The sequence below is a fragment of the Cellvibrio sp. ATLC23 genome (assembly GCF_057196725.1).
In genome coordinates this window covers 262,178-277,112 of the sequence record NZ_JBXUOS010000004.1, presented here as the reverse complement: position 1 = coordinate 277,112, position 14,935 = coordinate 262,178, and the positions used below count along the sequence as shown (strand labels likewise).

Genomic DNA, 14,935 nt, shown 5'->3' with positions numbered 1-14,935 from the left:
GTCGTTAGGGAATGTAAAAAATGCATCCGGTTCGCAAGCAACGCTTAATGATTGTGATTTTTATTGTAGTGTTTTCAACTGTTGCGGTTGGCCTTATGGCTTATGCGTTGCGTGAAAATATTAATTTATTTTATCCGCCCAGCAAAATTGCAGCTGGGGAGGTGCCGCACAATACCCGCATCCGTGCCGGTGGTTGCGTCAAACCCGGCAGCATTGAGCGCGCCAGCGATTCGCTTGAAATTCGGTTTTTGATTACCGACGGTGTGGCAGATGTGAAAGTCAATTTCAATGGGATCTTGCCAGACTTGTTCGCAGAGGGAGAGGCAGCGGTGATCAATGGCATAGTGACCGAAACCGGCGAGATAAATGCCAGTGAAGTGCTTGCCAAACACGATGAAAATTACACTCCGCCGGAAGTTGCCGAGGCAATGAAAGATAAAGGCGAGCATCAGGCAACATGTGAGGGCTTAAAATATGGCGCTTGATTTTGTTCAGCTCGCACCGGAATTGGGGCAATTTGCCCTAATATTATCCTTATGTTTAAGTGCTGCATTATTTGTGCTGCCATTAGTGGGCGCACATTACGGTAGCAACGTTTTAATGCAGTCAGGCCGCTCACTGGCTACCGGTTTTTTCATCTTTGTTGCCTTCGCTTTTTGTTGTCTTGTGTATTCATTTCTTCACGACGATTTCTCAGTTAAATATGTTGCGTCCAATTCCAATTCACTACTGCCTTACTACTACAAAATCAGTGCGGTTTGGGGTGGACATGAAGGTTCACTGCTCTTGTGGATTCTAATGTTAGCCGGCTGGACGCTGGCGGTTGCTATTTTTAGTCGCTCACTACCGCTCGATATGCAAGCGCGTGTATTGGCTGTGATGGGTTTTGTCGCGGTTGGCTTCCTATCTTTTATTATATTTACCTCCAATCCTTTTGATCGAATTCTTCCTATTCCACCACAGGACGGCAGCGACTTAAATCCACTCCTACAAGATATAGGCTTGATTATTCATCCACCTGTGCTGTACATGGGCTATGTAGGATTTAGTGTCGTTTTTGCCTTCGCTATTGCAGCACTTCTGACCGGCCGTTTGGATAGCGCTTGGGCACGCTGGTCGCGCCCTTGGGCGACTATGGCTTGGGGTTTTTTATCCGTTGGTATTGCCCTCGGTAGTTGGTGGGCTTATTACGAGTTGGGTTGGGGTGGCTGGTGGTTTTGGGATCCGGTAGAGAACGCATCTTTTTTGCCTTGGCTAATTGGCACAGCATTGATTCATTCGCTCGCAGTAACTGAAAAGCGCAGCTTGTTTAAAAGCTGGACATTGCTGCTCGCTATTTTCACTTTTTCATTGAGTTTGCTGGGAACCTTCTTGGTTCGCTCCGGTGTGCTGACTTCGGTGCACGCATTTGCTAATGATCCCGAGCGCGGCATTTTTATTCTTGGTTTCTTTCTAGTGGTGGTTGGTGGCTCTCTAACGCTGTTTGCATTGCGTGCCCCCGTGGTAAGGGGTTCAGCCGGGTTTACTTTGTTATCGCGCGAAACGTTTTTGCTTGGTAATAATATTCTGTTAACCATCCTGATGATTATGGTGTTAATCGGCACTCTTTATCCGCTGGTTGCAGATGCACTTAGTCTCGGAAAAATTTCTGTCGGGCCACCGTATTTCAATTTATTCTTTTTGCCGCTAATGGGGTTGCTGTGCTTGCTGATGGCATTTGGTCCGCTCTCTAACTGGAAGCGCACGTCTGGTATGCAGTTTGTGAAACTCCTGTGGAAGCCCTGGGCGATTAGTTTGGCAATCGCGTTGGTTTTTCCGCTTGTTTATCGCGATCAATATGAAATTCTCGCCGCACTAACGGTGTTTATTGCCAGCTGGATTGGTGCGGCGCTTATCGCGGATTTGTTTTATCGCTTGCGCAACAGCGAGTCTTTGTTGGTTGGCCTGAAAAAGTTGAGTTTGAGTTACTTTGCAATGGTGATTGCCCATGCCGGTATAGCGGTAACAACTGTAGGTGTTGGGTTAACGAGCATCTATACGGAGCAGCGCGATATTCGTATGGAAGTAGGGCAGAAAGTCACTGTTGTGGAATATGATTTTATTCTCAATAAGCTGACACACATTGACGGCCCCAATTACTCTGCCGAAGAAGCGCTTATTACGGTGATGAAAGACGGTAAGTTTTTGCGCGAAATGAAACCGCAAAAGCGCCGGTATCTCGCCAGCGGAAGCACCATGACAGAGGTGGCATTGGATGTTGGCTTGTTTCGCGATCTTTACGTCGCTATGGGTGAACCCTTAACCGAAACTGCTTGGGCGATGCGGGTACATCTCAAGCCGTTTGTGCGTTGGATTTGGCTGGGCGCATTAATGATGGGCTTTGGTGCTGTGCTTGCAGTTGCCGATAAGCGTTATCGCAAAGCCGTGAAGCAAGAATTACCAGCGGTCAATAATCCGGTAGGAAAGTTAGTCAATGAATAAACAGCGGTTATTTCTATTTATCCCTTTGATTATTTTTGCACTATTGGCTGTATTGTTTTGGCGTGGTCTTTCGTTGAATCCCAATGAGATGCCATCTGCATTGTTAAACAAACCTGTGCCTGTATTTGAATTGCCGGTCTTACCTGCTCCGGAAAACCCGCAAGGGTTGGTAAGCGCAAATCATGAAATGCTTAAAGGCAAAGTCAGCCTGTTAAATGTATGGGCCACCTGGTGCACGACTTGTAAACAAGAACATGAATTTCTCAATTCGCTTAAGGCGCAGGGTGTTCTTATCTACGGTATTAATTACAAAGACAATACTGAAGATGCTCAACGGTGGTTAGCAGAGTTACACAACCCGTATGTTTACAGTGTGCTTGATGAAGATGGTCGCCTAGGCTTAAACCTAGGTGTTTTCGGCGCACCAGAAACCTATGTGATCGATAAGCAAGGTGTGATTCGCTATAAGCATATTGGTGATGTGAATAGTCAAGTATGGGAGCAGACTATCAAACCCATATTTGATAGCCTGAACTGAGTGTACATCTAACCATCCTCCCTTCAATGTAACTGGGTTTGATCGAGATCAAATCCAGTTTTTTCCTCCCGCGTAAACTGAATTTATTAAGAAAAACGCGGAGGTATTTATGTATATTGATTCAATCGTTCTTTATGGTTTAGTGATAGTTGCATTGGCATGCATAATGATTACTTATGTGGGCGTTTACGCGTACAAACATATTAAAGAGGATTCAGCGAAAGCGGATCAAGTGATTAACAACAAAGCTGTATAGTCTGAATCTTTGTTCTGAGGTTTTTCTAAAGCTCCTGCGTGGGGCTTTTTTATTATTAATATTCGGTGGTTATGATTTTACAGCCATAAAAAAAGCCCCAGATGTGGGGCTTTTTTCATTTCAAATGTTGGCGGACCGGACGGGACTCGAACCCGCGACCTCCGGCGTGACAGGCCGGCATTCTAACCGACTGAACTACCGGTCCGCATCGTCACAAAAACCACAGCTACCTTATGAGTAAGAGTGGTGGGCGGTACAAGACTCGAACTTGTGACCCATGCCTTGTAAGGGCATTGCTCTACCAACTGAGCTAACCGCCCAAGATTTCACGCTTTTCAGCGCTCACCTTGTTGGTGGCGCGTATTCTAATCATGTAAAAATTTGGGTCAACCTTTTTTTTACAGATTCCTGAAAAATTTATGAAAAATACAAAAAATGGATATGAAACAAACACTTGTGATCGTTTTTTGGTCGTGCGGGCAAAATTTACCGATCATCCTTATGAATTGTTATACTCGCGCAAATTTTTCATTTAATGTCTGGAAGCCTATTTATGTGCGCAACTCTAATAAGACTATGCACCTGTATCGGGTTGTTGTTTCTTTCCCTTTCTTCTTTCGCGGCCATTGAGGTGCATGAGTTCGATAATGATGTCGATCGCAAACGCTATCAAACGTTTATCGATGAGATGCGCTGCCCCAAGTGCCAGAATCAAAATCTTGCCGGCACCAATTCCCCTATCGCTGAAGACCTTCGGCGTGAATTGGTATTCATGATCAAAGATGGCAGGTCTGATAAAGAAATTGTCGATTTTATGGTTGAGCGTTACGGTGAGTTTATCTTGTATCGCCCGCGATTATCGCCTGCGACCTTGTTGCTCTGGGGGGCGCCGATATTTTTATTGGTGTTTGGTGTCATCATGCTGTTACTTATAGTTCGCAAGCGCCGTCGCCTTGATGTAGTAGTCGATTCGGGTCTTACCTCATCCGAGCAGGCGCGATTGGCGAGTTTGTTGAAATCAACACCCATGCAAAACACTGCTAACGAAACAAATCAAAAATCCAATCAGGAGAAACAATAATGATGTCCTTGTGGGTCGGTGTAGCGCTCCTGAGTGTGTTGGCGTTGGGTTTTGTTTTTTGGCCGCTGGTACGCTACGGCAAACAACAAAATGGTCAATCAAGCGAGGTGGTTGCAGAGCGCCTTGCTGAGAATGTACGGCTTTTTCACGAACATATTGCTGAGCTGGAAGTGCAGCTATCTGCAGGACGTATAGATCAAGAACAGTTTGCGCAATTAAAGTTGGAGCAGGAGCGTGCGTTATTAGATGACGAGGTCGACATTCGCGCAGCACAGCAAAATCGCACTATGGGTGCGGGAATCAAAACATTGAGTGCGATTGCGGTATTGATTGTTGCTGTCAGTTGGGGGCTTTATCAACAGCTGGGCAGTAGCGCCGATGTAGAAATCCGTTTGGCGCAAGAGCTTAAGCAAGAACTTGATAATGCTGACTATCAAGCCGGTCGCAATCCGGATCCGGTGCGTGCACGTGAGATGGTGCGCTTGATTCAGGCGCGACTGGCTGATGAACCTGAGCAATTGCAATACTGGTTTTTTCTGGCGCGGATGCACATGGATTTAAATGATTTCCCTCAGGCTGTTAACGCCTATCAGCAAGTATTACAGCGCGACAGTAGCTCTGCGATGATCATGGCTGAGTTGGCGCAAGCTATGTTTTTGCGCGATAGCAATACAATGAGCCCACCGATAAGCGATTTGGTTGAAAAAGTACTTAAAGTTGAGCCGGATAACACCATGGCACTAGGCCTTGCTGGTATAGATGCTTTCGGCAAAAAGGATTACGTCAGTGCGATTAAGTATTGGGAGCATACAGTTAAATTAACAGGACAGGATTCGCCCGGCAGCCAGGCATTAATCTCTGGTATCGAACGCGCAGCCACCTTGTATTTTGCCGAGGGTGGTACAGAAGCCTCACTTGCTGCCGCGCGTGCAGGCCGTCAGTTGAGTGTTAATGTTAGTTTGGCCGAAGGTGTTGAGGTTAACCCTGATCAAATCGTGTTTATTTACGCGCGCACTTGGCAAGGGGCGAAAATGCCGCTGGCCATTACGCGGGTGACTGTGTCTGAATTGCCTAAGCAAGTGGTGTTAACTGAAGCTATGGCGATGACGCCAGCGATGAGTTTGGGCTCCGTCGATAGCATTGAGGTGATTGCTCGAATTTCGCAAGATGGTACGGCAACCGCTAAAGTAGGCGATTGGCAGGGTAGTTTTGGTCCGGTGGATATGAACTCGATCCCTTCAGGCCTTAGTGTCACAATTGATCAAAAGGTGGCGCAATAATCCAGAAATTAGCTGAGTCCCGCTGTTTTCGGGTGAAAATTATACAGCTGGCTTGATCTGGACATTTTTGCTCGCAGAGGCGGGTGTAATGCGACCCACAAATGTGTAGAATCCCGCCCTTACAGGTTTTTTTGGCCGTTTTCTGATTTTTAATAACAGCTAAAAAAATTAACAAAATCAAACAGCTAGGCAATGTGTGGTTGCCGGCGATTTATTTATTGAACAGGCGGGTTGGAGTAGGGCGCTCAAACCATATAAGCCTGATGAAACAGAGTGTATGGATCTATGCGGCTAAAGTGCATCAAGCTGGCTGGCTTTAAATCGTTTGTTGACCCTACTACGGTCAACTTTCCCAGCAACCTATGCGCTGTTGTTGGCCCCAATGGCTGTGGTAAATCCAATATTATTGACGCTGTGCGCTGGGTGATGGGTGAGTCTTCCGCCAAAAACCTGCGCGGCGAAAACATGACCGACGTAATCTTTAACGGCTCCAGTGGTCGTAAACCGGTCGGTCAGGCCTCAATCGAGCTGGTGTTCGACAACTCCGATGGCACTCTCCTAGGCGAATACGCCGCGTTCACTGAAATCAGTATCAAGCGCAAAGTTACCCGCGATAGCGACAATAGCTATTACCTCAATGGCACCAAATGCCGTCGTCGCGACATCACCGATATTTTCCTCGGCACCGGTCTTGGTCCGCGTAGCTACGCAATTATAGAGCAGGGCATGATCTCCAAGCTTATCGAGGCAAAACCGGAAGATCTCCGTGTTTATATCGAAGAGGCTGCAGGTATTTCCAAATACAAAGAGCGCCGCCGCGATACCGAAAGCCGTATGCGCCGCACCAAAGAAAACCTTGAACGACTCACCGATATTCGTGATGAGCTAGAGCGTCAATTGTCGCGCTTGCAGCGGCAGGCACAAGCGGCAGAAAAATATGCCGAATACAAAAAAGAAGAGCGATTGCTGAAAGCGCAATTGCAAGCACTTAAATTCCAGCAATTGGATATGCAGGCGAAAGCGAAACAAGCAGGTATTCGCGATCTCGAATTGCGCATGGAATCCTTTGTTACCGATCAGGTAAATAAAGATACGCAAATCGAAAAGTACCGCAGCCAATACACTGAGTTGGGCGATAAATTCAATGAGATTCAAGGCCGCTATTACGCAATCGGTGCAGAAATCGCACGCCTTGAGCAAAGTATTCAGCACGCCGGTGAGCGCGCGCGTCAATTGCAAGCAGACTTGGATCAAACCAGTCGCGATAGCAAAGAAGCGGAAGAAAATTTATTAATCGATACTCAAAAAACCGAAGCTTGGGAAGCAGAGTTATTAGAGCTTGAACCCGAGCTGGAAATGGTAAAAGCGGCTGAAGAAACATCCGGTGAGTCGTTAATCGATGCTGAAGAGGCTATGCAGCGTTGGCAAAACGATTGGGATAGCTTTAACCAGCGCGCAGCAGAACCCCGCCAGCGTGCCGAAGTACAGCAGTCGCGTATTCAGCATCTTGAACAAGTGCAGCAGCGTTTATTACAGCGCATTGAAAAGTTGCGTGAAGAAAAAACCAATCTGCAAGACAGCTCGGAAGATGACTCGATCCATGAGCTGACCGAGCAACTCGCCGAATTGGATTTGGTTGCCGATGAAAAACGTATGCAGTTGGATGCATTTGTTGAGCAGTTAGATGGTACTCGCACCGATAACAACCGCATTGTGAATGAATTGGATCAGGCGCGCAGTCAGCTACAGAAAATGCGCGGCCGTCACGCATCGCTTGAAGCACTGCAACAGGCGGCAATGGGTGAAAAAAACAAAGCCGTTACCCAATGGCTGGCGCAAAATGAATTAACTAATAAAGCGCGTCTCGCCGACGCCATTAGTGTTACCGATGGCTGGGATAAAGCACTGGAAACTGTGCTAGGCAATGCATTACAAGCTGTCTGTGTTGAGCAGGTCGATGCAGTAACAGGTCTACTTGAAAGTCTCACACAAGGCGAATTGGTACTGTTTGATACCAATGCCAAACTGCCTGCAAATCTATCGACAAAAGCCGCGTTATTAAGTGAAAAAGTCACTGCCCCATGGGATGCCCAAGGGCTACTAGCCGGAATTTATATCGCCGATGATTTACCGGTGGCCTTGGCATTGCGCAAACAGCTTGGTGCACATGAATCTGTTATCACTCGAGATGGCATTTGGTTGAGCCCGCACTGGGTACGTGTAACTCGCGATACCGATGCCAGTTCGGGTGTGATTGCCCGGCGACAAGAGTTGGAAGAATTGTCTGCAGCAATTGCTAGTGCAGAAGAAAATATTGAAGTACTGAATGCTCAGTTGGATGAAGGGCGTGCAGCTATTAAGCGCCTGGAGCAGGATCGTGAAAGCCTGCGTCGCCAAGTCGATGATGAAAGTCGCAAGTACGGCGAATTGCGTTCGCAGCTAAGTGCCAAACAAGTTCGTATTGAACAAATGAATATGCGCCGCGAGCGAGCAGATAACGAAATTCGCGAAGCGCGCGAGCAAATGGAACAAGAAGCCGAGCATTTGTCTGAGGCGCGCATGATTTTGAGCGAAGCCATCGAAATGATGGAGCAAGACACTGATTTGCGTGAATCCTTACTGCAACAGCGCGATGATATTCGCACTGGTCTTGATACTGCACGTCAGCGCGCCCGTCACGATAAAGATAAAGCCCACGAAATTGCTATGCGTTACCAATCGGTAAAAACCCAATTGGATTCGATTCGTTTGGGAATTGGCCGTTTGCGTGAACAGGCTGCGCGTTTGCAAGAGCGCCGCGAGCAATTAATGGCCAGTATTGCGGATAACCGCGATCCAGTTGAAGAATACAAATTAGAGCTGGAGGCAAGTTTATCCAAACGCCTTTCAGTTGAGGCCTCGCTAACAGAAGCTCGCCGCGCACTGGAAACGGTGGAGCATGAGTTGCGTAATTCCGAGCAGGCGCGCAATCGTGCCGAGCAAGAAGTACAAGCCGTACGTGCGCATTTAGAACAAGAGCGTTTAGCGGCGCAAATGTTTGAAGTGCAGCGTGCTGGCATTGTTGAGCAGTTGGAGGAAGAAGACCTAAATCTGGATATTATTCTGGCGGAAATGCCAGAAGGCACTGAAGTTAAACCACTCGAAGAAGAGCTGGAAACTCTTGCCGGTAAAATCTCTCGCCTCGGGCCGATTAACCTTGCGGCCATTGATGAATATAAAACAGAGTCCGAGCGTAAAAATTACCTTGATGCACAAAATGCCGATCTAATGGAGGCGCTCGAAACACTGGAAAATGCGATTAAGCGCATTGACCGCGAAACCCGTACACGCTTTAAAGAAACGTTTGATCAGGTCAACAAAAGTTTGCAGGAGTTGTTCCCTAAAGTATTTGGTGGCGGCCATGCTTATCTGGAATTAACTGGCGAAGAGCTGCTTGATACAGGTATCACCATTATGGCGCGCCCACCGGGCAAGCGTAACAGCACCATTCATTTGTTATCGGGTGGTGAAAAAGCACTGACTGCGATTGCACTAGTGTTTTCGATTTTCCGTTTGAATCCGGCACCTTTCTGTATGCTCGACGAAGTTGATGCGCCGCTCGATGACGCCAACGTAGGTCGCTATGCGCGTATGGTTGAAGAAATGTCGGCGCAGGTGCAGTTTATTTACATCACACACAATAAAAACGCGATGGAAATGGCACACCAATTGTTAGGCGTTACTATGCATGAGCCAGGTGTTTCACGCTTAGTGACAGTAGATGTAGACGAAGCCGCAGAATTAGCTGCGGTTTAAACATTGAACTAATTAATACGGATAACCTTATGTGGAAAGATTGGGTCATCATCATTGGTTTTTTATTGATTATCCTGGTGTTAGCGGATGGGATCAGACGCAAGCGCAATGAGCGCAATGGCAATATTAAAGTTTCTCGGTCATTAAAGAAAAGTTTGAAACAGCCTATTGAAGATGAGGATGAGCCGCCAGTTGAGGCGCCTAGTTATATTAGCGAGCTGCCTAATGGTGGCGCACGGGTGGTGGGTAAGCGGGAATCATCTACGCCTGTGCCAAGTATAGAAAAAAAAGCACAAGCTAAATCTTATTTGGAAAAACATCAGCGTCAACAAGAGCCAATTTCGTCCACATCTCATTCCCGCACACAGCGTGAGCCGCAGCAGACCAGTTTAAATTTGGGGCAAGCAGTGCCAATGTTGATGGAGTCGGTAAGCGACAGTAAAAACCAACCCTTGCCTCTGGAAGATCGTATTGAGCCAAGCTTTTCCGCGTTGGATAATAGTGACATTGAAAATGATTATGATGATCGCGAAGACGATGAATACGAAGGTGAAGATTATGAGCGTGACGATCACCCCTACACGCGCGAGTTGGCAGATGATGCTGCGCGTGACCCATTGATTGATGAAGAATCTGAGTTTGAAGACGAGCAGGATTTGAATGCAGAAGAGCCCGAAGAGCTTGAAGATGATGAGTACAGTCATGAAGAAGATTATGACGAGTATGATTCTGAAGATGATTACGAAGAAGATGAACCACACTCTGCAACCGCAGCACATAATAATATTGCCGAGAAACAACCTGCTGAGCCAGAAGAAGTATTAATTATCAACGTTATGGCGCACAAGGGTGAAATGTTTAACGGTGGTGATTTGCTCGATATTATTTTGAAATGCGGCATGCGTTACGGCAGCATGGATATTTTTCATCGCCATAGCGATACCAAAGGCGAAGGTGCATTGCTGTTTAGTATGGCCAATATGGTCAAACCCGGCACGTTTGATTTGGATGCAATGGATGAGTTTGAAACGCCCGGCGTGAGTTTATTTATGACCTTGCCAATTAATGCGGATTCCATGCAATCGTTTGATTTAATGGCTGACACAGCGCGCGCTATTGCAGAGACTCTCGGTGGCGAATTAAAAGATGAACAGCGCAGTGTAATGACGCGGCAGACGTTAGAACACTGCCGTGAGCGCATCCGCAATTTTGAGCGCATGCGTTTGTTCCGTCGCCCGCCACCGCGTTAATTATTGATGTTTGTTTTTATTCCCGCACAAGGATGTGTCAGAAAGCCGCTCGCTAAGGCATGAATCGCGCATCGCCCCAAGCTCGAATCATCAGGTACTTAAATTCATGTCTACTCTCTCTTTGTTTGATAGTTTTCCGCCAGAAATTGAACAGCTGCGTCAGGAAATTCATCACCATAATTATCGCTACTACGCCTTGGATGACCCGCAGATTACCGATGCAGATTACGATCGTTTAATGCAGCGATTGCGTGAACTCGAAACTCAATATCCAGCGTCAATTACACCCGACTCACCAACCCAGCGTGTGGGTGCGACTCCACTGGCCGCATTTACAACGGTTGTGCATGAACTACCCATGCTCTCCTTGGATAACGCTTTTAGTGATGAAGATTTACTCGCGTTTAACCAGCGGGTACAAGATCGCTTAAAAAGCACAGATGACATTGAGTATGCATGCGAATTAAAACTTGATGGCATTGCGGTAAGTTTGTTGTACCGCGATGGTCTTCTGGTGCGCGGCGCAACTCGTGGTGATGGCACGAATGGCGAAGATATTACGCAGAATGTGCGCACCATTAAATCCATTCCATTGCGATTAGCGGGAACTGGTTATCCCGCTGTGCTTGAGGTTCGCGGCGAAATTTATATGCCGAAAGCTGGTTTTAATGCATTGAATGAAAAAGCCCGCGCCGCAGACGAAAAATTATTTGTAAATCCGCGTAATGCCGCTGCAGGTTCGTTGCGCCAATTAGATTCGCGCATTACCGCAAGTCGCCCGTTGGAAATGTGTGCATACAGTGTGGGTTGGGTTGATGGTGGCACATTGCCTGAAACCCATAGTGGCGTTTTGGCAGCGTTAAAAACTTGGGGTTTTTTAACCAATCGCGAAACACAAGTGGCAAAAAATATTCAGGAAGCAATGGCGTTTTACCGTCAAATTGGTGAAAAGCGCAATGGGCTCGCTTACGATATTGACGGTATAGTATTTAAAGTCAATTCGCGCCACCTGCAAGAGTCTTTAGGTTTTATCTCACGTGCACCACGCTGGGCTATTGCCTATAAATTTCCAGCGCAAGAGGAATCGACAATCCTGCTCGATGTGGAATTTCAAGTAGGCAGAACCGGTGCGGTTACGCCTGTTGCACGATTGCAGCCGGTATTTGTCGGTGGTGTTACTGTCTCTAATGCAACTTTGCACAATCGCGATGAAATTAACCGCCTTGGAATTAAAATCGGCGATACGGTCATTATTCGTCGCGCTGGTGATGTGATTCCGCAAATCGTACAAGTTGTAGAAACAAAACGCCCTACAGATGCGCGCGCGATAGTTTTTCCAGAGCATTGCCCTGTTTGTAATTCTCCCGTTGAAACTGTTGCGGATGAAGCCGTTGCACGTTGCTCTGGCGGTTTGGTCTGCGCGGCGCAACGAAAAGAAGCAATTAAACATTTTGCATCGCGCAAGGCGATGAATGTAGAGGGATTGGGCGATAAGCTGGTCGAGCAATTAGTTGATATGGGGCTAGTCAAACACCTTGCGGATATCTATGCGCTAACCCGTGATCAATTGGCGGCCATGGAGCGCATGGGTGAAAAATCGGCCGATAATATTTTGGCCGCGCTGGAAAACTCCAAAAAAACCAGTTTGGCAAAATTTATTTATGCTTTGGGGATTCGCGAAGTTGGTGAATCAACTGCGCGCAATTTTGCGAATCATTTTGGCAGTTTTGAAGCCTTGGCCGCCGCAGACCAAGACGCGCTCCAGCAAGTACCTGATGTGGGGCCTGTAGTCGCGCATTTTGTTGCCGAGTTTTTTGCGCAAGAATCCAATCGCGCTGCAGTTGCAGCACTGCGAGATGCCGGTGTGCACTGGGATAATATTGAAGTCGCAGCACCGGAAGCGCTGCCGTTAAAAGGTTTAACCTATGTCTTGACCGGCACCTTGGAGGCATTGTCGCGCGATGATGCAAAAGCGCATTTACTTGCCCTAGGGGCAAAAGTGGCTGGCAGTGTTTCAGCAAAAACTGATTATGTGGTCGCAGGGCCCGGCGCTGGCTCAAAACTCGCAAAAGCAGAAGAACTGGGCTTGAAAGTAATAGATGAGGCTGGGCTACTTGAGTTATTGCGCGAACATGGGCGGCAGATATAAATGTTCTATTCAATGTGCAAAATTTTTATGTTGGGCCTGCTCTTGGTATTGGCGGGCTGCTCCAGTGTGCCCCCCGCAAATCCCAATAATCTTTGCGATATTTTCGACGATAAACCGTCTTGGTATAAGCATTCGAAAAAGGCGGAGAAACGCTGGGGATCTTCGGTGCCAGTTATGATGTCGATCATGTATCAGGAATCCCAATTCAAGCACAATGCACGACCTGCACGCACAAAAATTTTGTGGATATTTCCGGGGCCAAGGCCGAGTGATGCCTATGGTTATCCGCAAGCCAAAGATGATGTGTGGAATGAATATCAGGATCAGAGCGGTAATGGTTGGTCGCGACGCGATAATTTTGGCGATGCAATCGATTTTATCGGTTGGTATAACAAGCAAAGTCAAAAGCGCAGCCGTATAGCATTACAAGACAGTTACAATCTATATCTCGCTTATCATGAAGGCCACGGTGGTTATAATCGCGCGACTTATCGCCAAAAAAATTGGCTATTGAATACTGCTCGCAAAGTGGAAGACCGCGCGCAGCAATACGAGAATCAATTGCGCAGCTGTGAAGAACGCTTTAAAGGCAGTTGGTGGTGGCCGTTTTAATCTGACCTGAAATATCAAATTGTTTTTATTCGATAACTAATATCGGAGTCGGTATGGATCAAGAGTCAATTGTCTACGGTTGTATTAAGGATGTATCGTCAGCCATGGTCGAGTCGGAGCGAATTCGTACTAACCGTGAAGCAATGTTGTCATTGCCTCATGCAGATGAATGGCCTTTTTTGAGCCAAGAGATGTTTGCAATACCCAGTATTGATTCGCCTTTTTTCAATTATCAAACCGAAGTAATGCACTTTGGAGCATCTTATAAGGCTGTTGAATACGAATGGGATCAATGGATTGCACAATTTGAATCTCTGCTGAGCCGTATGTATTGGGTTTCTGCGACGGTGCATTTGGAGACCGAGTTGTCTGGCACGCATACGTTCACTTGGGAAGCAAACGGCAACTATCACAAGCCTGGCTCCGGTGATATGCGGGTGCGCTGTGAATGGAGCCACGAAGGCTCATTACGCATTTAACTTTTACGATTAGGCATTTATTTATGCAAATACCATTAACAACACCGGATTTTCGATTTCGTCGCCTGCGTAAAACATCTGCACTGCGTGAATTGGTACGCGAAACCCACGTGCGCATGAGCGATTTTATCCTGCCCATTTTTATCGAAGAGGGAATCACCGCACCGGTAGCAATTAAATCCATGCCCGATGTGTATCGTTACCCAGAAAATCAACTGACGGAAATCGTAACGCGCGCCTGGAATAAAGGCATTAGGGCGGTCATTTTATTTGGTGTGTCTACGCATAAAGACAGCGAAGGCTCGGATACCTGGTGTGAACATGGTTTGCTCGCGCGCATGATCCGCACTGCAAAACAAGCACAGCCAGACATGCTGGTGATTAGCGATAATTGTTTCTGTGAGTATACCGATCACGGTCACTGCGGCGTAGTTACCCATGACGATGTTGCCAACGATGCAACACTCATTAACTTGCAAAAACAAGTTGTGCTAGCTGCGCAGGCAGGTGTGGATATGATCGCACCATCGGGAATGATGGATGGCATGATCAGCGCGATTCGCGAAGCGCTGGACACTGCAGGTTTTACTCATATTCCGGTGATGTCTTACTCGACCAAGTTTGCCTCAGCATTTTATGGCCCGTTTAGAGATGCGGTTGATAGCAGCTTTAAAGGTACGCGCAATAGCTACCAAATGGATCCGGCCAATGCTCGCGAAGCACTCGCGGAATCTATGCAAGATGAAGCCGAAGGCGCCGATATTTTAATGGTCAAACCGGGCATCGCATATTTGGATGTGCTTGCACATATTCGTGCGAATTCAGCGCGCCCATTGGCGGTGTATCACGTGAGTGGTGAATACGCCATGATTAAAGCAGGTGCAGCGGCGGGTGTGATCGATGAGCAAGCGATCGTGCTCGAAACCATGACCGCATTTAAACGCGCCGGTGCGGATTTAATTATTACTTATTACGCCGAAAAAATGGCTGAGTGGCTTGCTTAAGATAGGCTGG

At 47.2% G+C, this 14,935-nt stretch carries 11 protein-coding genes and 2 tRNA genes; 11 read left to right on the top strand and 2 right to left on the bottom strand.

The genetic code is table 11. From position 1 onward, the window contains the following. Positions 1 to 20: 20 nt before the first annotated feature. Genes ccmE through AC2CG4_RS08930 form a run of 3 tightly spaced genes read left to right on the top strand, consistent with a single transcriptional unit; the run spans position 21 to position 3,019 of the window. On the top strand, positions 21 to 485 hold the full coding sequence (gene ccmE / locus AC2CG4_RS08940; protein WP_484485926.1) for a cytochrome c maturation protein CcmE: 465 nt from the start codon (positions 21 to 23) through the stop codon (positions 483 to 485). After that, positions 475 to 2,481 (top strand): heme lyase CcmF/NrfE family subunit, encoded by a 2,007-nt coding sequence (locus tag AC2CG4_RS08935; RefSeq protein WP_484485925.1) that lies wholly within the window; start codon positions 475 to 477, stop codon positions 2,479 to 2,481. Before ccmE ends, AC2CG4_RS08935 begins: the two co-directional genes overlap by 11 nt. Next, the gene (locus tag AC2CG4_RS08930) at positions 2,474 to 3,019 is read left to right on the top strand and encodes a DsbE family thiol:disulfide interchange protein (protein WP_484485924.1); all 546 of its coding nucleotides are present in this window, start codon (positions 2,474 to 2,476) and stop codon (positions 3,017 to 3,019) included. The genes AC2CG4_RS08935 and AC2CG4_RS08930 overlap by 8 nt, the downstream gene beginning before the upstream one ends. A 384-nt stretch (positions 3,020 to 3,403) precedes the next feature. Here the strand turns inward: AC2CG4_RS08930 and AC2CG4_RS08925 are convergent. Both AC2CG4_RS08925 and AC2CG4_RS08920 read right to left on the bottom strand, forming a co-directional pair. Beyond that, positions 3,404 to 3,480 (bottom strand) — tRNA-Asp (locus AC2CG4_RS08925). Between the two features lie 39 nt (positions 3,481 to 3,519). Then, a tRNA-Val gene (locus AC2CG4_RS08920) sits at positions 3,520 to 3,595 on the bottom strand. A 215-nt stretch (positions 3,596 to 3,810) separates the two neighbouring features. Here AC2CG4_RS08920 and AC2CG4_RS08915 point away from each other — a divergent pair. The 8 genes from AC2CG4_RS08915 (at position 3,811) to hemB (ending at position 14,925) form a co-directional block, all read left to right on the top strand. After that, the gene (locus AC2CG4_RS08915; protein WP_484485923.1) at positions 3,811 to 4,356 is read left to right on the top strand and encodes a cytochrome c-type biogenesis protein; all 546 of its coding nucleotides are present in this window, start codon (positions 3,811 to 3,813) and stop codon (positions 4,354 to 4,356) included. Beyond that, positions 4,356 to 5,636, top strand: coding sequence for a c-type cytochrome biogenesis protein CcmI (ccmI, locus tag AC2CG4_RS08910; RefSeq protein WP_484485922.1), 1,281 nt, complete (start codon positions 4,356 to 4,358; stop codon positions 5,634 to 5,636). The genes AC2CG4_RS08915 and ccmI overlap by 1 nt, the downstream gene beginning before the upstream one ends. A 285-nt stretch (positions 5,637 to 5,921) precedes the next feature. Continuing rightward, complete coding sequence (gene smc, locus AC2CG4_RS08905; RefSeq protein WP_484485921.1) at positions 5,922 to 9,431, top strand: chromosome segregation protein SMC; 3,510 nt, start codon at positions 5,922 to 5,924, stop codon at positions 9,429 to 9,431. 29 nt (positions 9,432 to 9,460) lie between these two features. Beyond that, positions 9,461 to 10,681: a cell division protein ZipA gene (zipA, locus tag AC2CG4_RS08900; protein WP_484485920.1), complete on the top strand. Its 1,221-nt coding sequence runs from the start codon at positions 9,461 to 9,463 to the stop codon at positions 10,679 to 10,681. A 106-nt stretch (positions 10,682 to 10,787) separates the two neighbouring features. Then, the gene (ligA, locus tag AC2CG4_RS08895) at positions 10,788 to 12,830 is read left to right on the top strand and encodes an NAD-dependent DNA ligase LigA (protein WP_484485919.1); all 2,043 of its coding nucleotides are present in this window, start codon (positions 10,788 to 10,790) and stop codon (positions 12,828 to 12,830) included. A 27-nt stretch (positions 12,831 to 12,857) separates the two neighbouring features. Beyond that, positions 12,858 to 13,442: a transglycosylase SLT domain-containing protein gene (locus AC2CG4_RS08890; RefSeq protein WP_484485918.1), complete on the top strand. Its 585-nt coding sequence runs from the start codon at positions 12,858 to 12,860 to the stop codon at positions 13,440 to 13,442. Positions 13,443 to 13,495: 53 nt separating this feature from the next. Beyond that, positions 13,496 to 13,921 carry a hypothetical protein gene (locus tag AC2CG4_RS08885; protein WP_062062033.1) on the top strand — a complete coding sequence of 142 codons (426 nt, stop codon included), beginning with the start codon at positions 13,496 to 13,498 and terminating at the stop codon, positions 13,919 to 13,921. Positions 13,922 to 13,944: 23 nt separating this feature from the next. After that, a complete protein-coding gene (hemB, locus tag AC2CG4_RS08880) occupies positions 13,945 to 14,925 on the top strand; it encodes a porphobilinogen synthase (protein WP_484485917.1) in 981 nt (326 codons plus the stop codon). Positions 14,926 to 14,935: the final 10 nt, after the last annotated feature.